Source organism: Novosphingobium sp. Fuku2-ISO-50 (assembly GCF_001519055.1).
Taxonomy (GTDB): Bacteria; Pseudomonadota; Alphaproteobacteria; order Sphingomonadales; family Sphingomonadaceae; genus Novosphingobium.
Map to the genome: position 1 here is coordinate 421,420 of NZ_KQ954285.1, position 20,605 is coordinate 442,024.

At 62.1% G+C, this 20,605-nt stretch carries 12 protein-coding genes, 1 tRNA gene and 1 pseudogene; 4 read left to right on the top strand and 10 right to left on the bottom strand.

Annotation, left to right across the window (positions count from 1 at the left end):
* Positions 1-2: 2 nt before the first annotated feature.
* From AQZ50_RS01910 to AQZ50_RS01930, 5 genes are all read right to left on the bottom strand, one after another.
* The gene (locus AQZ50_RS01910; protein WP_067741756.1) at positions 3-782 is read right to left on the bottom strand and encodes a cyclase family protein; all 780 of its coding nucleotides are present in this window, start codon (positions 780-782) and stop codon (positions 3-5) included.
* The gene (locus tag AQZ50_RS01915; protein ID WP_067741759.1) at positions 779-1,936 is read right to left on the bottom strand and encodes an alpha/beta hydrolase family protein; all 1,158 of its coding nucleotides are present in this window, start codon (positions 1,934-1,936) and stop codon (positions 779-781) included. Before AQZ50_RS01915 ends, AQZ50_RS01910 begins: the two co-directional genes overlap by 4 nt.
* Before the next feature lie 3 nt (positions 1,937-1,939).
* A complete protein-coding gene (locus AQZ50_RS01920; RefSeq protein ID WP_067741762.1) occupies positions 1,940-2,842 on the bottom strand; it encodes a VOC family protein in 903 nt (300 codons plus the stop codon).
* A gap of 19 nt (positions 2,843-2,861) precedes the next feature.
* The gene (locus AQZ50_RS01925) at positions 2,862-3,977 is read right to left on the bottom strand and encodes an FAD-dependent oxidoreductase (protein WP_067741765.1); all 1,116 of its coding nucleotides are present in this window, start codon (positions 3,975-3,977) and stop codon (positions 2,862-2,864) included.
* 69 nt (positions 3,978-4,046) lie between these two features.
* The gene (locus tag AQZ50_RS01930; RefSeq protein ID WP_231730062.1) at positions 4,047-6,275 is read right to left on the bottom strand and encodes a TonB-dependent receptor; all 2,229 of its coding nucleotides are present in this window, start codon (positions 6,273-6,275) and stop codon (positions 4,047-4,049) included.
* Positions 6,276-6,431: 156 nt separating this feature from the next.
* Between AQZ50_RS01930 and AQZ50_RS01935 the strand changes: the two genes are divergently transcribed.
* Both AQZ50_RS01935 and AQZ50_RS21220 read left to right on the top strand, forming a co-directional pair.
* The gene (locus AQZ50_RS01935; RefSeq protein ID WP_067741770.1) at positions 6,432-7,334 is read left to right on the top strand and encodes a LysR family transcriptional regulator; all 903 of its coding nucleotides are present in this window, start codon (positions 6,432-6,434) and stop codon (positions 7,332-7,334) included.
* Between the two features lie 343 nt (positions 7,335-7,677).
* Complete coding sequence (locus AQZ50_RS21220) at positions 7,678-7,932, top strand: hypothetical protein (RefSeq protein WP_156427193.1); 255 nt, start codon at positions 7,678-7,680, stop codon at positions 7,930-7,932.
* Here the strand turns inward: AQZ50_RS21220 and AQZ50_RS01945 are convergent.
* The 4 genes and pseudogenes from AQZ50_RS01945 to AQZ50_RS01960 form a co-directional block, all read right to left on the bottom strand.
* A tRNA-Thr gene (locus tag AQZ50_RS01945) sits at positions 7,903-7,978 on the bottom strand. The genes AQZ50_RS21220 and AQZ50_RS01945 overlap by 30 nt on opposite strands.
* Positions 7,979-8,058: 80 nt before the next feature.
* On the bottom strand, positions 8,059-9,942 hold the full coding sequence (locus AQZ50_RS01950; protein ID WP_067741773.1) for an AMP-binding protein: 1,884 nt from the start codon (positions 9,940-9,942) through the stop codon (positions 8,059-8,061).
* A gap of 164 nt (positions 9,943-10,106) precedes the next feature.
* Positions 10,107-11,854: pseudogene (locus AQZ50_RS01955) on the bottom strand (MFS transporter).
* 141 nt (positions 11,855-11,995) lie between these two features.
* Positions 11,996-13,525, bottom strand: a complete 1,530-nt coding sequence (locus AQZ50_RS01960; protein WP_067741776.1) for a DcaP family trimeric outer membrane transporter — start codon at positions 13,523-13,525, stop codon at positions 11,996-11,998.
* Positions 13,526-13,949: 424 nt separating this feature from the next.
* Here AQZ50_RS01960 and acs point away from each other — a divergent pair, with 424 nt between their 5' ends.
* Positions 13,950-15,899 (top strand): acetate--CoA ligase, encoded by a 1,950-nt coding sequence (acs, locus tag AQZ50_RS01965; protein WP_067741779.1) that lies wholly within the window; start codon positions 13,950-13,952, stop codon positions 15,897-15,899.
* Between the two features lie 259 nt (positions 15,900-16,158).
* On the top strand, positions 16,159-16,824 hold the full coding sequence (locus AQZ50_RS01970; RefSeq protein ID WP_067741781.1) for a LuxR C-terminal-related transcriptional regulator: 666 nt from the start codon (positions 16,159-16,161) through the stop codon (positions 16,822-16,824).
* Here AQZ50_RS01970 and AQZ50_RS01975 read toward each other — a convergent pair.
* Complete coding sequence (locus AQZ50_RS01975; protein WP_369801353.1) at positions 16,798-20,031, bottom strand: hybrid sensor histidine kinase/response regulator; 3,234 nt, start codon at positions 20,029-20,031, stop codon at positions 16,798-16,800. The genes AQZ50_RS01970 and AQZ50_RS01975 overlap by 27 nt on opposite strands.
* Between the last annotated feature and the right edge of the window lie 574 nt (positions 20,032-20,605).

Sequence of the window (20,605 nt, forward strand, 5' to 3'; positions counted from 1 at the left end):
GATTATTCCTCGATGATGGCAACGGCGCGGGTCCAGCCAGCGGACGCGCCCTTGATCTTGTGGGGGAAACAGGAAATGGTGAAGCCGTGGGGTGGCAGCGCTTCGAGATTATGCAGCTTTTCCAGATGGCAATAGCCGATGTCGCGCCCGGCCTTGTGACCTTCCCAGATCAGCGAGGTATCGCCGGTTTCCTTCACCTTCTGTGCCGTATAGCTGAAAGGCGCGTCCCAGCTCCAAGCATCAGTACCCGTGACGCGCACCCCGCGCGTGGTCAGATACATGGTGGCGTCATAGCCCATGCCACAGCCAATGTTGACGTAATCGGGATTGCCAACCGCCATGCCCGCCGCTGTATTGACCAACACAATGTCGAGCGACTGCAGATCATGGCCGATGCGTTTCAACTCGTCCTCAACATCTTGCGCCGTTGCCACATAGCCGTTGGGGAAATGCCGAAAATCCAGTTTCACTCCATTTTGGAAGCACCATTCGAGCGGCACTTCATCGATGGTGATCGCGCGCGCGCCGCCATCCATCGTCGGGTGGAAATGCCAGGGCGCGTCGAGATGCGTGCCGCTATGCGTCGTCAGCCGTACCCATTCGGCCGCTGCGAAACCTTCGCCGCCGGGCAACTGCTCTGCCGTGAGGCCGGGAAAGAAGTGCGCAGCCTCGGCCACGGTTTCACCATGCGTCTGATAGGTGATCTCCGGCTTCATGAACGGCGGATCGGTCACCACATCGTTGCACAGCGTGATCGACAGATCGATGAAGCGGCGGGTCATGCCGTGTGCCCTCCCAATGTTTCGGCGAACCAGTCGGCGATATAATCGCGGCCAAAGGCCATGTTGTCGGCGCCCACATGCTCCACGCCGCCCTCGCGCGCGGTGAATATCTTCAATTCGCGGCGGGGGGAATTGACCAGCTGGTCGTAGCAATCATGCGCGTAATCGACGCTGATCTGGCGGTCCTGCGCGCCATGGGTGACGAGGAAGGGCACTTTCACCCGATCCATATGGCCGTTGAGATTCATCGCGTCGGATTTCGCGAGGAACTCGTCCATATCCTTCGCCCCGAAGGCCCACATCACATGCGCCCAGTAATGCGGCACGGGGTTTTCGCCCTCGCGCTTCATCCGCTTGTCCTGCACCTCGCGCCAATTGTGGTTCGCGCCCCAGCAGGCGCCGCTGGCAAAGCGCGGCTCATAGGCGACGGCGCGCGGCGCGAAATGGCCGCCCAGCGAAATGCCGGTCATGCCGATGCGCTTGGGATCAACATCAACTTGGGCTTCCAGCCAGTCCACCGCCCTGCTCGCCCAGTTTTCCGAATGCGGATCGACCGGCAGGTTCTGGAGGCGGAGCGCCTCACCCGTGCCGGGCTGGTCAACGCAAAGCGTGGAAACCCCGCGCCGCGCCAGCGCTTGCGGCAGGCGGCTCCAATAGAGCATCTCCTTGCAGCTATCGAGACCATTGCAATAGACCACGACCGGATGGGGGCCTTCCCCCGCCGCGCGGGTGTAGAGCGCGGCCATCGTGCCATGCTCGAGCGGAATTTCCACCCGCTCACGATTGATCTTGCCCAGCGCCGTCGATTGCTCGAAACTCGCCAGCGCCCTGGCATAGGTTGCCTCGCGCCCCGGCGCGCCATGCCCCTGCATGCGCTCGGCCACCAACAGATAGAGCGCGGCGCGTTCCAATTTGTCACTCGCGGAAAAGCCGCCCCCCCTGGCCTCATCCTCGGCGGCCAGCTCGATGAGTTTGTCGCCCATCGCCGCCCATTGCTTCATGAAGGCGGGCGTGCCGACATCGCCACCGCCAGCCGCCGCCTCGATAATCGGTTGGCACATATCGACGATCTCGCCGATCTGGCCGCCACTTTCGAGCGCGATGGCAACCGAGAGGTTCCAGATGTAGTTCGGGAAAGGAGAATAGAGCGCCACAGCTTATGCCCCTTCCGCCACAAACAGACCCGCATTCTCGTGCGGATGCGGCAGCGTCTGCGGGCCACCGGTGCCGATACCCCACTGATCCATCACCATCGGCGCGGGCGTGTAGACATGCGGCGCTCGCGTCTCGAAATCCACCTCTTCGAGATCGCTGGTGAATTCGGTGACAAAGCCGCAAGGGCTGACGAAATAGCTGAAGGTGTTATTGCCGGCCGTGTGGCGGCCCGGCCCCCAGCCGATGTTCACATCCATCTGCTTCATGCGGTGAATGCCGCGCATCACGTCATCCACACCCAGCATGTCATAGGCCACATGGTTGAGGCAGGCCGGGCCGGGCAGTATGGCGAAACGGTGATGGGCTGAATTGCAGCGCAAAAAGCACATAAAATCGCCCAGCCAGTCCGACACCTTGAAGCCCAGCGCATCGCAAAACCACGCGATCAGCGCCTTGTGATCGGGCGAATGCAGCACGATGTGGCTGATCTTGACCGGCACGCCTTCCCAGCGCTGGAGTTGGCGGCTGGTGCCGCGCGCCACACCGCTGGAAATTTCCATCAAGATGCCATCGGGCGAGAAAAAGCGGAAGCCATAACCGCCGCCCGGTGTCGTCAGTTCGCGCGGGGCATGGACGATCTTGCCGCCCGCAGCCTCCACCCGGGCGGCCAGCGCATCGACATCGGCCCGGCTGTCAGCAGCCAGCGCGATCACATCAATGCGGTTTTCCTCCGCCTTGCGCAGGCGGACAACGTGGTGCTCGTCATGCCCCTGCGTCTTGAACCAGGCCATTCCGTCACCGGATGGCACGCGCTCCAACCCCCATTTCTGCTGATAATAAGCAGCCTCGGCGTCAAAATCACTGACGCCATAGCCTACATAGCGGATTTCAGTCACTCGACTCATTGGTCAAATCCTTGCAAGTTCAAATGGGCTGCGAGACGATGGTGAACATCTCTGCCGTCGCCTTGGCGTTATCGACCGGCGGGCCTTTGCCGATCTGGCCGTGGCAGATCTCCAGGCTCTTCTCGACGATGAAACGGCAGCGTTCGAAACGGCGGCCGTGATAGGCGGTAAAGGCCTCTTCCGGCGTGGCGGCCCTGGCGATTTCCTCGGCCAGCACGATGCTATCCTCGATCGCCATGCCCGCCCCTTGCCCCAGATGCGGCGTGGTGGCGTGCACAGCATCGCCCAGCAAAACCACGCGGCCCTTGTGCCACGGCCCATAGAGCATCATGCCCTCCAGAGGCCGATAGACCACGCTCTCGTCATCGGTGATCTGCTGCGCAAGCGCCTGAATGGCAGGTGCGGCGCCCGCCAGTTTCCCGCGCATCCTCGCCGCAATTCCCGCCGTCTCATAGCGCGGGTTGCCCGGCTCGGGCGTGGTGACATACATATACATCAGCTCGGCGCTGATCGGCACAAGGCCCACGCCGGTCGGGCCGTTGTAGACATGTAGCGCGTCAAGATCGGCCGGGCGGGGGAAGTTGTAGCGCCACACCGCCTGTCCGGTGTATTGCGGGCGCGGTGCATCGGGCATGATGGTCTGGCGCGTCTGGGAAAAGACACCGTCGGCGCCGATCACCAGATCGTAGCGGCCCGTCCTGCCGTCGGAAAAATCGACGTGCACGGCTTCGCCATCATCGTTGATCGTGGTGGCGGTCACGCCGAGATGGATCTGCGCACCCGCCGCCTTGGCAGCGTCGCCCAGCAGCTTGTGCAGGGCAGGGCGGCCAATCCCCATATTGGCGGGCAGACCCTCGGCCACCGGATGCCCGGACACACGCGCGATCTTCTGCCCATCGGGCGAATAGACCTCCACCGCATCGAACCCGACACCAGCGGCCAGATAGCCATCCAATATGCCCAATTGCCGCGCGGCAGAGAGCACATTGGACTGCTGAATGATCCCCACCCCATAGACCGACCATGTCGGATCACGCTCGATCACCGTGACGCCATGGCCCGCCTTGCCCAGAGCGATGGCGCTCGTCAGACCGCCAATCCCGCCGCCAATGATCAGGATATGTTGTTGCCGCATAGTCATTCATCTCGTCGTTGGAGGCGGGAGCCGGGGCGAACCGGCTCCGCAACTGGCCGGATTGGCGATTTAAAACTTGACCGAGCCGCGCAGGCCGAAGGTGCGGGGCGGGCGCAACTGGTTGTACAAGACGCCGTTCTTCACCGGGCTCTGAAAGCTGGCGGCAAAGACGGTCCTGTTTTCAAGATTGTTGACGAAGGCGGTGACCGAGAAGCGACCGCCCACCGGCTCGAAGCCGAGATGCGCGTTGGACATCATATAGGTGTCCTGATGACCATCCGGCAGATAGTCGATCGACACATAGGTGCCGCTTTGAATGCGCGTATCGGCGCCCAGACTCACCTCGCCGCCGCTGCCCAAAGCAAACTTGTGCTCATAGGCCAGATTGATCGTCCAGTCGGGCGCATTGACCAACGGTCGGCCAGAACAGTTCACATTGAAAATGGCAGCGCCCGGTGTTGCCGCGATCAGGCCGGTCGGCGTGACGCCGCAACCTTCGACCGGGGTCGCGCCCGAGGTCGAATAGGCCTGATAGGCAAAAGTCTTGTACCTTGCGTGCAGCCACTGGATATCCGCGCTGAACATATCTTGCGGAGTTGGTTTGAACAACAATTCCGCCTCAACGCCATAAAGTTTGGCCGATCCGGCATTTTCGGTCAGAAACACCGGCGCATAAATGCCGCCAGCCGGGGTGGATGCCACCTGCACCGGGCCGAGATGCGAGACCTGCTGGTTGCTGTAATCCCACAGGAACGCTTCGACATTCAACTGCAGCCGATTGTCGAGAAAGCGGTTCTTGGACCCGAGGGTATAGGCGGTCAGACCTTCGGGCAGCGAGTAATTCTGACCGGTTGCCGCATAGAGCGCGCCGGATTTAAAGCCCGTCGCCACCGAGGCATAGACCAGGCTGCGCGGCCCGGCATCATATTCCAGCCCGGCCTTCCAGGTGGTCTTGCGGAAATGCACATCGCTGGTGGCGACCGCCGGGATACTGGCAAAGATCGGCGTGAAATTACCCGTCGCGGGGCTGACAAAGCCGACAAAGGGCGCATTGGTGAAATTGGTCGATTGCTGCTTGTGATCGTCGGTATAGCGCAGGCCCCCCGTCAGGCGGACGTGCGACGCGACCTCCACGGTCGCCTGCCCAAAGGCGGCAAGGCTGCTGGTGTCCAGCAGGGAATTGATGTCGAGCAAATTGCTGCCCTGATCGTAATGCTGCAGCGCATTGACGTGTTCGCTGAACCAATAGCCACCGATTACCCAGTTCACCGCGCCGGAACGATTGCCCAGCCGGGCTTCGACCGAACCCTGATGCGATTTTTCAATGTCCCGGATCAGGAAGGACGAAGCATAGGAGAGGAAATTGAGGTCGGTCTCGCGCCATGCCGGAATCACGGTTAGCTTGGCAAAGCCTAGATCCGCATTGGCGGTGAGCGCTGCGCCATAATAGTTGTTGTCCTGAAACCCGTCACTTTTGGCGAGAATCTGCGGCACGGGCGCGGTCGGTTGCGCGGCCTGATAAGCGGCGAGCACCGCCGGGTCACTGACCCCGAGACGCCCATTGCCGATCAACGGCATGATCGTCCCGCCCGCACCCTTGCCGCCGACATGGCCATAGTCGGTCATCAAAGTGGCATTGATGCCTGCGCCATTGTCGAATTTCAGCTGGCCACGCACCGCGCCGGTGTTTTCATCATCATAGCCGTCGCTGAAATAGCCATCGTGGCGGGCATATTGCCCCGACACGCGCGCCGCCCATTGCTGCCCCAGCGGCACATTGATGGCGGCCGAGGTCTTGAATGTGTTGTAATTGCCAACTTCGGCATTGAGGAAGCCGCTGGTTTCATTCAGCTTGGGCTTTGCGGTGATGACATTGAGCGCGCCGCCACTGGCGTTGCGGCCATACAATGTGCCTTGCGGGCCTTTGAGCGTTTCGAGCCGCTCAAGATCATAAAACAGCGCCGCAGGGGCCGCCGGGCGCGAGAGATAGATGCCGTCGAGGTTGAAGGCCACGCCCTGTTCGGCAAAGGCGTTCGCGCCAAAACTGCCAATGCCGCGCAGATAGATCTGGGTGAAGGATGATGCCGATGCCACCTGAATGGCCGGAACGAGCCGGGTCAGGTCATTGGCCTGCGTCACAGACTGTTTGACCAGATCATCGCCTGCCACAGCGCTGACCGCCAGGGCCGCCTTTTGCAGATTTTCCTCGCGGCGCTGCGCGGTAACGACAATATCCTGCAGCCCGGTCGCGGGCGCGTCGGCTACAGGGGTCTGGGCGGGCGCTGTTGTTTGCGCCATGGCTGGCGTGCTGAAAACGACAGATGCTAGCAGGATGGCACGGAATCGCATGGTGATCTCCCCGGTGTTTTTTGATTGAGATCAATGTGCGTCAGAGCTTGTTATTTGAAAAATAGTTTGTTGTTATAAAAACGATCACAAAAACGGATTGATGCGATGCGCTTCAAGGGGCTTGATCTCAATTTGCTGGCCGCGCTCGATGTGCTGATCGAGCGCCAGAGCGTCACCCGTGCCGCCGAGCAATTGCACATCAGCCAACCGGCGATCAGCGCCGCGCTGGCCCGTTTGCGCAGCCATTTCAATGATCCGCTGCTGGTGCAGCATGGCAAGCAGATGATCCCGACCGCCTATGCCTTGCGCATCCAGCCGCATCTCAAATCGGTCCTGGCCGATGTCGATGCGCTGATCTCCACGTCGGCCAAATTCGACCCCGCGACCTCAACACGCACATTTCGCCTGATGGCGTCGGACTTCATTCTGGTGACGGTGTTGGGCGATCTTTTGCCCACCATCGAGGCGAGCGCGCCGGGGATCCGGTTTGTGATAACCCCGACGGGCGATCAGGCGACAGCCATGCTGGAGGCTGGCGAACTGGATCTGATCATCACGCCGCAAAATTATCTGAGCGACCGCCACCCGATGATCCCCTTGATGGAAGAACATCACGTGGTGGCGGGCTGGGTCGACAATCCGGTGATGGCCCTGCCCACCACGATCAGCGACATGACCCAAGCCCGCTTCATATCCGCCGTGATCGGGCGGCAAAGGACCGGCTCCTACGCCATCAACGAATTGCGCGGCCTGGGCTTTGAACTCGATCATACCCTGACTGTCAGCTATTTCGCCGCTTTGCCGCAGATGCTGATCGGCACCCGGTATCTGGCCATTCTTCATGAATCGATGGCGCGCAAGGCCGCGCGTTACCTGCCTATTCGCTACTGGCCCTTGCCGGTGGAAATTCCGCCAATGCGCTCGACGATCCAGTGCCATCGCGCGCATGCCGCGGATCCCGCGATTGCCTGGCTAATTGAACAGCTGACGGCATGGACGCCAACCTAGTGGATTGTTTTTGACATTTGCATCCCGCCATCCGGATAGCTCGGCCGCAAATGTCAGAATCGGAAAATCCACTAGAATCAAAACCTTCTAGTGGTCCGAAAAGATTCTGACATTTGCGCACCACCTAGCCGAGAGCGGTAGCAAATGTCAGAATCGGACCACTAGCAACGCCCCAGGAGAGTGAGAGTGCGGACGAGTTTTCCGTGACGGGTTGAGTGCCGAGAGAGAGGCTTTCGGCGCCCGTCATGGAGGTTTTCCCCATGAACATGCAGGTTCAGTGGACTTGTAACGGTTTTGCGCCGGTCACCTGAGCGATTTATGCTCGCAACAGGGGATCGACGAGATGACGACAAAGCATGCAGATGAGTTCAAGCGCGAGACGGTACGGATTGCGCTGATCAGCGGCCTTTCACAGGAGCGGGTTGCTGCGGACATGGGCATCGGCAAATCGACGCTGGGCAACAAAATTTGGAGACAAAATGGAGACAACGACCTCCAGGGAGACCTTTGTCTCCAGCCTCGACAGAGGCCCTTGGGTCGCCAATGCTTTTATTTTATTGGAGAAAAATGGTGCCGCTTAGGTGACTCGAACACCTGACCCCATCATTACGAATGATGTGCTCTACCGACTGAGCTAAAGCGGCTCGCCCTTGGGCGGGTTGGGTGCCTTTAACGGGGGGAACGCGGGGTTGCAATGGGGTTTGTGGGCCCATTGCAACACTTATCACACGGTGGCGGGTTGGCGGACGGCGGCGACGAGGGCCTCGGGCACGGCGGGGTCATCGATCGTGGGCGGCGTGACGAAATCTTCGCCGTTGACGATCTTGCGCAGCAGGTTCCGCAAGATCTTGCCGGAACGCGTCTTGGGCAGGCCCGCGACGACATAGGCGGTCTTCAGCGCGGCGACAGCGCCCAGTTCGCGGCGGACCGAGGCGATCACGGCATCGTGCAGCGCGCCTTCGTCGATGATCCCCGCACGCGGGACGACAAAGGCCACCGGGATCATGCCCTTGATCGCATCATCGGCGCCGATGACCGCGCATTCGGCAACGCCGGGGGTGGCGGCGACGATCTGTTCCATCTGGCCCGTCGAAAGGCGATGGCCGGCGACATTGATGATGTCGTCGGTGCGCCCCATGATGTGGACGAAGCCTTCGTCATCGATGTACCCGGCATCGCCCGTTTCATACCAGCCGGGGAACGTGCGGAAATTCTTTTCGTAGCCGGCGTGGTTGTTCCACAGCGTGCGAAAGGCGCCGGGGGCCAGTGGTTCGCGCATCACGACCGAGCCGCTGGCGCCGGTTTCGACCGGATGGCCGCCTTCATCAAGGATGGCGAAATCATAGCCCGGCACCGGAAAGCCCGCGCTGCCGCGCCGCCGCCGGGTATCGCCAAGCGCGACGCATGTGGCAAGCGCGGGCCAGCCGAGCTCCGTCTGCCACCAGTGATCGATCACCGGCAATCCGCTGTGCTCTTCCAGCCAGCCGATCGTGTCAGGATCGGCGCGTTCGCCGGCGAGGAAAATCGCCTGACACTGCCCGATGCCGACGGATTTGAGCAGCGCGGCATCAGGGTCTTCCTTGCGCACGGCGCGGATGGCGGTCGGCGCGGTGAAAAAGGTCTTTACCCCGTGCCTCGTGATCACGCGCCAGAATGTGCTCGCATCGGGGGTGCCGACCGGCTTGCCTTCGAACAGCACGGTGGTCGCGCCGACCAGCAACGGGGCGTAGACGATATAGCTGTGCCCGACGACCCAGCCCACGTCCGACGCCGCCCAGAACACATCGCCCGCGCCGATGCCATAGATATTGGCCATCGACCAGGCGAGAGCGACCGCATGGCCCGCATTGTCGCGCACGACGCCCTTGGGCGTGCCGGTCGTGCCCGAGGTATAAAGCACATAGAGCGGATCGTCGGATTTGACCGGGACCGGCTCGGGGATCGGGTCATGTGCAGTCGCGGCGCGCGCCTGCGCCCAATCGACATCGCGCGGCCCCTCGATCGCGCCGGGCGCCTGTTCGCGTTGCAGCAGCACGACATGGTCCACCGGATGATCGGCCAGCCGCAGCGCTTCATCGACCATCGGTTTATACGCGATCGTGCGCGATCCCTCGATCCCGCATGAGGCCGCGAGCAGCAGCCTGGGCGCGGCATCGTCGATCCGCTTGGCCAGTTCGAGCGGAGCAAAGCCGCCGAAGACCACCGAATGGATCGCCCCCAGCCGCGCGCAAGCGAGCATGGCAAAGACCGTTTCGGGGATCATCGGCATATAGATCACCACGCGGTCGCCGCGCCCAACGCCAAGCGAAGCGAGCATCGCCGCGACCCGGCCCACTTCTTCGGCCAGTTCGGCATAGGTAAAGCGGCGAATCGTGTCGGTGACCGGGCTGTCGTGGATCAGCGCAAGCGCATCGCCGCGCCCTGCGGCGACATGGCGGTCGATCGCGTTATGGCACGTGTTGAGCATGCCGCCGGGAAACCAGCCGTCCGTATCGGACCAGGCCGCGTCGGGCGCGGTCGTCCAGTCGATCGCGCGGGCCGCGTCGGACCAGAATCCTTCGCGGTCGTCCATGCTCCGCTGCCATGCCTGGGCGTAAGCCTCGCTCATCCTCTCGATCCCTTTTTTTCTACGCTGTGCGTCGAACTTTATGCTGCGTGTTGTGGCTCACATTTTGGCCGGGGACGAGCGCGACTTTTGGCTGATGTGCAAATGGGCAGGAACGGTTTTGCCGCCCTGCCCATTGCTTTGCGTACCGCGTCTTCGTCCCGCGCTTAGCCGTCGATATTGCGGCGGAACGTCTCGGGCAGAGCCAGCGCGCCAAACACCGCCGTCGCGCCGGCGACAATCACCGGATACCACAGCCCGTAGAAAATGTTGCCGTTGGCCGCGACCATGGCAAAGCTGATCGCCGGGAGCAGCCCGCCAAGCCAGCCGTTGCCGATGTGATAGGGCAGCGACATCGCCGAATAGCGGATCCGGCTGGGGAACAATTCGACCAGCAGCGCCGCAATCGGGCCATAGACATGGTGACCAGGATCACGAGGTAGAACAGGATCGCGATCACCAGCGGGGTATTGATCTTCGCCGGATCGGCCTTGGCCGGATAGCCGACATTGGCCAGCGCCCCTGTCACGGCAGGCTTGGCCGCGACTGCCGGCTTGCCGCCTTCGGAGGGTTTGGCCGGAGTGGCCGCCTTCCCGACAACCGCCGCCGTGAATTCGGCGATCGCTGCCTTTTTGTCATCGCCTTTGAGCTTGGCCGGATCGGGCGCGGCAAACCGCGTCTGACCGATCGTGATCGAGGCAATCGTGCCCACCGGCGCGGCGACATTGCGATAATTGATCCCGGACTTGGCCAGCATCGCCTTGATGATGTCGCAGCTCGTCGTGTCATAGGTCTTGCCGCCGACCGGATCGAACTGCGAATTGCATTCGGCGGGATCGGCGGTCACGATAACCGGCGCATTGGCCTGGGCGTCGGCGAGCGCAGGATTGGCCGCGCGGGTCAGCCCTTCGAACGCCGGAAACAGCGTCACGGCGGCAAGCAGGCAGCCGGCCAGAATAACCGGCTTGCGCCCGATACGATCCGACAGCGCGCCAAACACGAGGTAGAACGGGCTGCCCAGGATCAGCGCCGCGGCAAGCAGTACGTTGGCGGTCAGGCCGTCGAGCTTGAGCATCTTTTCGAGGAACGTCATGACATAGAGCTGGCAACCATAGAAGATCACCGCCTGCCCCGCGATCGCGCCGAAAAAGGCGACGATCACGACCTTCACGTTGCCCCATTGCCCGAACGCTTCGGCAAGCGGCGCTTTCGAACCGGTGCCTTCGTCCTTCATCTTCTGAAACACCGGCGATTCGTGCAGCTTCAGCCGCAGCCGCAGCCCGATCACCAGGAACAGGCCAGACAGGAGATAGGGAATGCGCCAGCCCCACTCCTTGAACGCCGCCTCGCCCACGCCGGTCACCGGAGAGCGGACCGTGATCACGATAAGCAGTGCCATGGCGAGCCCCGCTGTCGCGGTGATCTGAATCCAGCTGGTATAAAGGCCGCGCTTGTTGTTGGGCGCATGCTCGGCGACATAGCTGGCCGCACCGCCATATTCGCCGCCAAGCGCAAGGCCCTGCACCATGCGCAACGCGACCAGCATCGCCGGTGCGGCAACGCCTGCGGTCTTGTAGGTAGGCAAGCAGCCGACCAGAAAGGTCGAAGCGCCCATCACCGCAAGCGTGATGATGAAGGTGTAGCGCCGCCCGACAAGATCGCCGATGTGACCAAACACCAGCGCGCCAAACGGACGCACGATAAAGCCCGAAGCAAACACCAGCAGCGCCATGATATAGGCGGTGGTCGGATTGAGCCCGGTCAGAAACTGCGATGCGATGATCGCCGTCAGCAGGCCGTAAAGATAGAAATCATACCATTCGAACACCGTGCCCAGCGAACTGGCAGTGATCACCATCTTTTCACTGTGCGTGGCGACGTGATGTTTGGGTATGTCGTCGAATGTCGATGCCATGGTTGCCGGATCCCTTCCCGTTGACAACGGCGCCTGCGCGTTGCCGGTATGCAGGAGGCGGCCCGATGGCCGGAACCGCCTCCCCCCCTTTTTTATGTTTTTATTGAGCCACGCAGCCGAATCGACCGCGCCGATCATGCATCAGAAGCTATATTTTGCAGCAAAGTCCAAACGATCGACATGGCCGTTCAGCGTGTTCACCAGTTCGCGGTTGCCGTGACGATATTCGACGCCCAGATCGACATTGGTGACCGGGGAATAGAACAGGTTGCCCGCGGCGCTCCAGGCTTCGCGGTTATAGGTGCCAATCCCTTCCGCACTGCGATCGAGGGCGTCAGAATAGGACACTTTCTGATAGCTGCCGATCACGTTGACGCGCCATTGGGAATTGAGCGCAATATGGCCCGCGCCATAGATGCCGAGATTGCGCACCGAGGCCAGCAATCCGTTTGACTGAAGCACCGCGTCGGGGCTGAAGTTCAGACCCATGTAGCGGCCGATCCCTTCGCCATACGTCGCCTGGAAACGCAGATCGCTGCTGTGGCTTTCGTTAAGGAACAGTTTGCCCGAAGCGCTGACGCCCCAACCGAGGCGCGAATCGGTGATATGGGCAGCGCCGCCCTTGGCATTGTCGATCCGCAATTGCCGCCAGAGCGTCGCCAGATCGAGAAAGCCGAACTTGCCGGTATATTCCAGCCGCGCGGTGGCGTCGGGGGCATGGTCTTCACCATTTTCGATGAGCGCCGCAGAGCCTGACGTGGACGAAGCGGTTTCCGGATTTTCGACCGCCATGATCAGCTTCAGATCCTTTTGCAACGGCAGCGCATAGCGCACCATCGGCTGGCGGATGAAGATCAGACCGTCGATGCCCCCGACATAGTCGGTGCTTTCCGGAAGAACCGCGACGTTTTCAAAGTTGGTGAAATCCTGACCAAAGGTCCAGCGATCGAACTGAATGAACGCGCGCCGCATGGCCAGGTCATAGGCGTTGGTCGTGCGTTGCGTGCCCTGGCCCAGCGCCATCGGCGTGCCGGGCGCGGCCTGAAAGTCGAATTCGATATAGGCCTTGAGCGCATGGTTGCCGACTTTGGTATTGGCATCGACCCAAAAGCGGGTCTGTTTCGCGCTGAAATCGGTCACGCGGGTCGGCGAAGTCGGGCTGGCTGGATTGAACACCGGCACCGACTGCGGCAAGTAAAGATCGCGGCCGAGCGTGTTGGTCGGAACATCTCCGCCGCTGTAACGCGCACTGCTGGCGAGCAGCTTGACATAGCCCGACAGCGAAACGGTGGAATTGCCCGAATGGAAGCCCAGCTTGGGCGTGGCGTCGGTCAGCGCGGCGATCTTGCGCTCGGCATCGGCCGCTTTCGCATCGGCGGCTTGCGCAGTTTGCGTCGCGGCAATCGCCTCGGCATGGGCGGCGGCGGCATCCTGGCTGACGGCGGCCACGGCAACCGGCGTGGCGGCGGCCTGGGTCGTGTCGGCGTGGGCGGTCTTGAGCGCGTCGCGCAAGTCCGTCACTTCCTGTTCCAGCTTTTTCAGACGTGCTTCGAGCTCTGCCTCATGACTGCCGCCTTTCTTGTGTGCCGGGCTGGCCATCGCCACCGCGGGCACCACCATTGCGGTGGCGACCATGAGCGCGGCCGCGCGCCGCGCAAACGAATTATTCATCGCTATCCTCTCCCTGGTGCCAGCTTCTGCCGATGCACTGGCGTCACTGTCTCTGCACACCACCCAGGCAACCAGCGAGATATTGGTCTTAGATCTACGACTAACGTCTGGACCGGCAGGTTATTTCATAGAGTTTTTCTTTTTAATTCTACGGCTTGATGAATATGAGAATTATTACTTAGCCGCCCGGAGATGCGTATTTACGGGTTTGCGAGGGCGCATGGGCTCGTCGCAGGGCTCATCCGGGCAAGACATTTGCAGCATCCGCCAGTGTCTGTTTGCTGAGACACTTACCGCGACCGGGTCGCGCGATCCGCTTTGCAAGCGACCGCCAATCAGTCCTATACTTACGACCATGGTCTAGACGTTGGCGACGACGCAGCTGGGTTAGATTGGATGCAAATAAGAGAGGAGAGCCTGTAACATGGGCGAGGCAATTTATCCGGTGCCGGCCGAGTGGGCCACATCAGCGCTGATCGATGAAGCGCGCTATTTCGAGATGTATCGTCGCTCGATCGACGAACCGGAGGCTTTCTGGCGCGACGAGGCGCAGCGGCTCGACTGGATCAAGCCCTTTTCCAAAGTCAAGAACACCTCGTTCCACGAAGCCGATTTCGGCATCAAATGGTTCGAGGACGGCACGCTCAACCTTTCGGCCAACTGCCTTGACCGGCACCTGGCGACGCGCGGCGACGACATCGCGATCATCTGGGAACCCGACAGCCCGACCGAGCCGGAACGTCGCATTACCTATCGCCAGCTTCATGCCGATGTCGGCCGCCTGGCCAACCTGTTGAAATCGCGCGGGGTCAAGCGCGGAGACCGGGTGACGATCTATCTGCCGATGGTGCCCGAGGCGGCCGTCGCGATGCTCGCCTGCGCGCGAATCGGCGCGATCCATTCGATCGTGTTTGCCGGATTCTCGCCCGATGCCCTCGCCGGGCGCATTGTCGATTGCGACAGCCGTATCGTCCTGACGTCCGACGAAGGCCTGCGCGGCGGTCGCAAGGTGCCGCTCAAGGCCAATGTCGACGATGCGCTGAAGCAGTGCCCCGATGTCGACACGGTGATCGTGCTCAAGCGCACCGGCGGCGCCGTGACCATGCACGAAGGGCGCGACATCGACTGGGAAAGCGCCGTCGCGCAACAGTCGGCGGACTGCCCTCCCGAAGAAATGAACGCCGAAGATCCGCTGTTCATCCTTTACACCTCGGGCTCCACCGGAAAACCCAAAGGCGTGCTGCACACCACCGGCGGCTATGCTGTCTGGGCCTCGATGACGCACGAATACGTGTTCGATTATCGCCCCGGACAGATCTACTGGTGCGCCGCCGACATCGGCTGGGTCACCGGCCATTCCTATGTGGTCTATGGCCCGTTGATGAACGGCGCGACCACGGTCATGTTCGAAGGCGTGCCCAACTATCCCGACGCCAGCCGGTTCTGGCAGATCGTCGACAAGTATGACGTCGAAATTTTCTATGGCGCTCCCACCGCGCTGCGCGCGCTGATGCGCGAAGGCGACGAATGGGTGAAAAAGACCAGCCGCGCTTCGCTGCGCCTGCTTGGCTCGGTCGGCGAACCGATCAATCCCGAAGCCTGGGAATGGTATCACAAAGTGGTCGGCGATGGTCGCTGCCCGATTGTCGACACCTGGTGGCAGACCGAAACCGGCGGGGCGATGATCACACCGCTTCCCGGCGCGACGGCGCTCAAGCCAGGCTCGGCGAGCCGGCCCATTTTTGGCGTGAAACCCGCGCTTGTCGACAACGACGGCAATTTCATCGACGGCCCGGCCGATGGCTGCCTCGTCATCACCGACAGTTGGCCGGGTCAGATGCGCGGTGTCTGGGGCGACGCAGAACGCTTTTTCCAGACCTATTTCACCACGTTCAAGGGAATGTATTTCACCGGCGACGGCTGCCGCCGCGATGAAGACGGGTATCACTGGATCACCGGACGCATCGACGATGTGATCAATGTCTCGGGCCACCGCATGGGCACGGCGGAAATCGAAAGCGCGCTTGTCGCCCACCCGCAAGTCGCCGAAGCCGCCGTCGTCGGCATGCCGCACGAGATCAAGGGCCAGGGCATCTACGCCTTTGTCACTTGCAACGCCGAAGTCGAACCCGACGATGCGCTGCGCAAGGCCTTGATCCAGTGGGTCCGCCATGAGATCGGCCCGATCGCCACACCCGATGTCATCCAGTTTGCGCCGGGCCTGCCCAAGACCCGGTCGGGCAAGATCATGCGCCGCATCTTGCGCAAGATCGGCGAAAACGACCTCTCGAACCTGGGCGACACATCGACGCTGGCGGACCCGTCGGTGGTCGACAACCTCTTGGCCAACCGACCGGAGCTCAGCCCGGCCTGAACCGGGCTGCGCCCAAGGGCCAGATGACAAGCCCGATCGGGGCGAAAAAAATGCATAGCCCGCCGGTGCGGTCCACCGGCGGGCACTGACTTGCGAAAATTTGATGCAATGAGGACGCATTTGCACGAGTCTCGCTCTTGCGGTGGCTCGCTTGGGGTATAAAGAGGCTGGACTTGCCCAAAAACGGGGGTCGGTGCGGACACTGCGCAAAGAGGCGTGGCGACGGGCCGACACGAGATTTCCGGAACGGGGAGAAATCTTGAGTTGTACGGTCCTCATCGCGGATGATCATCCGCTGTTCCGCCAGGCACTGGCGCTCGCGCTGTCTACTGCAGTGCCCGAAGCGCGCGTGATTGAAGCTGGCACGCTGGCCTCTGCGGCCAAAGCCGCAGCGGAAACAGCCGACCTCGCGCTTATTACGCTCGATCTCAAAATGCCGGGCGCAGTAGGCTATTCGGGCATTGCCCTGCTTCACGCCGAACGTCCGACTGTGCCGATTCTGGTCGTATCGGGCGCCGACAATGCCAATGCCGCCGATGAGGCGCGCGCCTTTGGCGCCGTCGGCTTCCTGCGCAAGGATGCCGACCTGCCGCAAATCGAAGCGGCCATTCGCGCTGCGCTCAACGGCTCACGCCTACGCGCCGCCAATGACGAAGCCGAGGCCAATGCCGAAACGGCGGCACCCCCGGCGCCAAACCCGGTCGATCGCGTCCGCGGCACCGTTGCGGGGCTGACCCCGACCCAGCTCAAGGTTCTGCTCGCCGTGCTCGAAGGCAAGCTCAACAAACAGATCGCCTATGATCTCGGAATGAGCGAGGCCACTGTCAAAGCCCACATGACCGCCATCATGCGCAAGCTCGACGTGCAAAACCGCACGCAAGCCGCGCTGGCGGCGCGCTCACTGGGGCTCGACCTCGCGCTTTGACAGGCTTGCCAGAAACGTGGCGAGCACTTCGGGCTGAACCGGCTTGGCAAAGAACGGCACGCCGCGCCGACGCAAGGCGGCCTGCAAGACCGGATCTTGTGCCGCGCTGATCATCGCCAGCGCAACTTGCGGCGCCGTTTCCTGCAACCGATCAATCAATTCCAGTCCGGTTTCCCCGCGATCAAGGTCATAGTCGATCAAAGCCGCATCGACATCCGGCGCCAGCGCGAGTGCCTCGGCAATCGTGCGCGCGCCGAGTACCTGATGCCCCTGCCCCTCAAACAGCGCCTCACTGGCCTCGATGATCAGGGGATCATTGTCGACCACCAGCAAAGTCAGCGGCCGCGTGGATTCAGCCCGACCAGCGTCGGTAATCGCGGCCACGATTTCGGGCGCGGGCATGGCCGTCGCGGCGATCGTCACGCCAAAGCGGCTGCCCCGCCCGACCGTCGACTCCACCTCGATTCCCAGGTGAAGCAGCCGTGCGATACGCTCAACCATCGCCAGCCCCAGTCCCAGACCTTCGGCTTCGACCGCGCCAAGCCGGGTAAATTCGCCAAAGATCGCCTTTTTCTGATCGGCAGGAACGCCGACCCCGCTGTCGAAAATATCGATGCGCAGCCCCGCTCCCCGCCGCCTGACTCCGATCAGCACGCCACCGTGCTCGGTATAGCGCACTGCATTGGACAAGAGATTCTGCACCACGGATCGCAACAGCCCGGCGTCGGTATGAACCACGCCAAACAGGGGCCCCACTCGCAGCCGTAGCCCCTTTTCCTCGGCCAGCGGACGCACCCCTTCGGCAATATCGCGCAAGAACGAGGCCAGCGCGATCGGTTCCGGATGCGGCTGTATGCCCCCGGCATCGAGTCGGGAAATGTCGAGCAGCGCGCGCAGCAACACTTCGGCCGCGCCGATCGCGCGTTCGACCCGCGCCACCAAAGGCCGCTGCGCTTCGCCCGACTGGCGATCGAGCGCAGAAAGGAACAGGCGCGCGGCATGAAGCGGCTGCAACAGATCATGGCTCGCGGCGGCAAGAAAGCGAGTCTTGTCTCGCGTCGATTCGGCAAGGCGGCGATTGGCCTCGGACAATTCGTGCGTCCGCTCGGCCACACGACTTTCGAGTTGCTCAAGCGTGCGTTGCAATTCGTCGCGGGTCTGCGCCTCGTTCGTGACATCGGTAAAGCTGGTCAGATAGCCGCCACCCGGCATCGGCCCGCCGACCGACTTGATCACGCGCCCATCATTGCGAATTCGCTCCGAGACATAGGGTCGACGCGCGCGCAGGCGATCGAGCCGACGTTCGACTTGATCTTCGATCGGGCCGGAAAAATGCCCGCGCGTGATGTTGAAACGGATCAGTTCGGCAATCGGCACACCGGCACGGATCAGACCCGGCGGATAACCGAACAGTTCGACATACAACGAATTCCACGCAATCAATTTCATCTCGGCATCGACGACGCTGATCCCGGAGGGCAGGTTTTCGAAGCTGGCAGCCAGCAACTGACGCGAAAACCGCAGCGATTGCCCGCCCTCGTCGAGCAGGCGCGTTACATCGTCGAGCCCCATCTGCCCGCCGGCGAGCGCCGAGGCGACCAGCGCGCGCGCCGAGGAAGGACCGACCACCGACGCAATCAGATCCTGCGCCCGCCGCGCGGCGATGCGATCGACCGGCGCGTTGTGCAACGCCGGCGGAAATGCGGATTCCGCCGCTTCCTCGCCGATAAAACGCGCCGCCAGTTGCGCCAGCTCACCCTGATTGCGCACATGACGTGCGCCGCGCAGGAAAGTGGGCCGCCCGCGCGTGCCGTCGCGTCCCGCGGTCGTGGCGAACAACACGAGACAATTGATCGCCAGCGACCAGAGCACGCCATGGACCAGCGGGCTCGCGTGGCCCACCCCGAACAAGTGCAGCGGATCGAACGGCATTCCCTGCATGCCCGCCAGCCACGACGGCGGCAGGATCGGCGGAAGCGCCAGCGTCCACAGCCACAGCGCAAACCCCGCCGCAAGGCTCAGCCGCCCGGCAACGGGGTCACGGCCATTGCCATAGACACTCAGCAGAAAATGCGGCGCAAATTGCGACATCCCGGCAAAAGCGATCAGCCCGATCGAAGACAGCGAACTGCGCGCAGGCGCAAGCAGCGCCCAGGCCAACGACATCCCGATCACCGCGATGATCGCCAGACGCCGCACGCCCATCATCTGCCGCCCGAGGTGGCCCGTCCCCCCTTCACCACCGCTGCTGCGCAAGACCGCAGGAAAGATCAGGTCATTCGAAACCATGATCGCCAACGCCGTCGTATCGACGATAACCATCGCTGCGGCCGAACTGATGCCGCCAAGCAAAGCCGCGATCACCGCCCAATGACTTCCCGCCGCGTCTGGCAGGCGCAGCACGAACAAGTCGGGCGCGGCGTCTCCGGGGAACGCCACCATCCCCGCAAGCGCAATCGGCACGACCAGCAGCGCCATCGCCATCAGATATCCGGCTGCGCCGAACCGCGCGTCACGCAAATCATGCGGATCGCGCGCCTGCGCCAATCCCATGAAAAACTGGCGCGGCAATACCACCACTCCCAGCGCGGAAATAAGCGAGATCACGGCGAAATCGATCGTCAGCGCCGCCGGGCGAAAATGCGCCTGCAACACTGCGATCCCCGCATCGACGTGTTCATGCGGCGCCTTGGCAATGACGACGATACCGACGCCGGCGACAATCACGAGGGCCAGCAACTTGATCACCGATTCCAGCGCGATCGAAAACAGCATGCCCTCTGTGCGCCCCGCAACCTCGTAGCGCCGCGCACCGAACAGAATCGCAAACAGGCCCAGAACCATTGCCGCCGCAATCATCACCGGTCCGGCGACAGCGCGATCGGAAAGCAGCGCGATCGCCGTACCGATGGAGCGCAATTGCAACGCGACATAGGGAACAATGGCGCTCAGCGCCGTCAAGGTGACAAGCCGCGCCATAGCGGGGTCGTGTCCAAAGCGCGCTGCGATGAAATCGGAAATCGTCGCGGCCTTTTCCTCATCTACCGCGTCGCCAAGCCGCTGAAGGAAGCCGGGCGCAAGCACGAGTACAAGGCAAGGCGCGAGATAAATCGGGAGATACGTCCAGCCCTCGCGGGCGACGCTTCCGACCGAGCCGTAAAACGTCCAACTGGAACAGTAGACGCCAAGCCCCAAGGTATAGACCATGTGCCGCAATCGCGGGGAAATCGAAGCGACGCCCGCTCGGTGCTTCGTGCGCGCTTCGACCAACGCAGCAACCGCAAAGAGCAATGCTATGAGTGCAAGGGAAAGCAGCGCTGCAAAGCCGAGGCTCATGATGCCTATCCGTCAACCGCCACCGGTCACACAGCGCCGGGCTGCGCGAACGCCGTCTATAGCGCCGTCCGTGCATCGCAGCAAATGGCAGGAAACGAATCGCCGAGCCAAACCCGCCGCGCGGAAATTCACAAGGCTACTCGTCTGACGTAACGCCCGGCACGGCGCGATTTTTTCGCATCCCCTCCCAAGGCTCGCGCCGGGCGAACGTCACTGACGGTGAGACAGTTCTAGCGCCTTTGTTGACCGGAGTCAGCTTAAATTCAAAAAACGACGCAATCGTCCCGGAATTGATGCAATGTTACAACATGGAGTTCCCATGACGTGACCCCCAACCTTCATCCAGTTGCGATTGGAACCGCTATACAAAAAAAGCGCGCCCGGACGGACGCGCTATGCTGCAATATAGCATTGTAAAATAATCGAAACCAAGGCCTCGATGACA

What these genes read in the sequence shown, in the direction of transcription:
- AQZ50_RS01930 (WP_231730062.1), bottom strand. Translation starts at nt 6,275, where the DNA reads ATGGCGCAAACAACAGCGCCCGCCCAGACCCCTGTAGCCGACGCGCCC.
- acs (WP_067741779.1), top strand. Translation starts at nt 13,950, where the DNA reads ATGGGCGAGGCAATTTATCCGGTGCCGGCCGAGTGGGCCACATCAGCG.
- AQZ50_RS01910 (WP_067741756.1), bottom strand. Translation starts at nt 782, where the DNA reads ATGACCCGCCGCTTCATCGATCTGTCGATCACGCTGTGCAACGATGTG.
- AQZ50_RS01950 (WP_067741773.1), bottom strand. Translation starts at nt 9,942, where the DNA reads ATGAGCGAGGCTTACGCCCAGGCATGGCAGCGGAGCATGGACGACCGC.
- AQZ50_RS01925 (WP_067741765.1), bottom strand. Translation starts at nt 3,977, where the DNA reads ATGCGGCAACAACATATCCTGATCATTGGCGGCGGGATTGGCGGTCTG.
- AQZ50_RS21220 (WP_156427193.1), top strand. Translation starts at nt 7,678, where the DNA reads ATGACGACAAAGCATGCAGATGAGTTCAAGCGCGAGACGGTACGGATT.
- AQZ50_RS01920 (WP_067741762.1), bottom strand. Translation starts at nt 2,842, where the DNA reads ATGAGTCGAGTGACTGAAATCCGCTATGTAGGCTATGGCGTCAGTGAT.
- AQZ50_RS01975 (WP_369801353.1), bottom strand. Translation starts at nt 20,031, where the DNA reads ATGGTCTATACCTTGGGGCTTGGCGTCTACTGTTCCAGTTGGACGTTT.
- AQZ50_RS01960 (WP_067741776.1), bottom strand. Translation starts at nt 13,525, where the DNA reads ATGAATAATTCGTTTGCGCGGCGCGCGGCCGCGCTCATGGTCGCCACC.
- AQZ50_RS01935 (WP_067741770.1), top strand. Translation starts at nt 6,432, where the DNA reads ATGCGCTTCAAGGGGCTTGATCTCAATTTGCTGGCCGCGCTCGATGTG.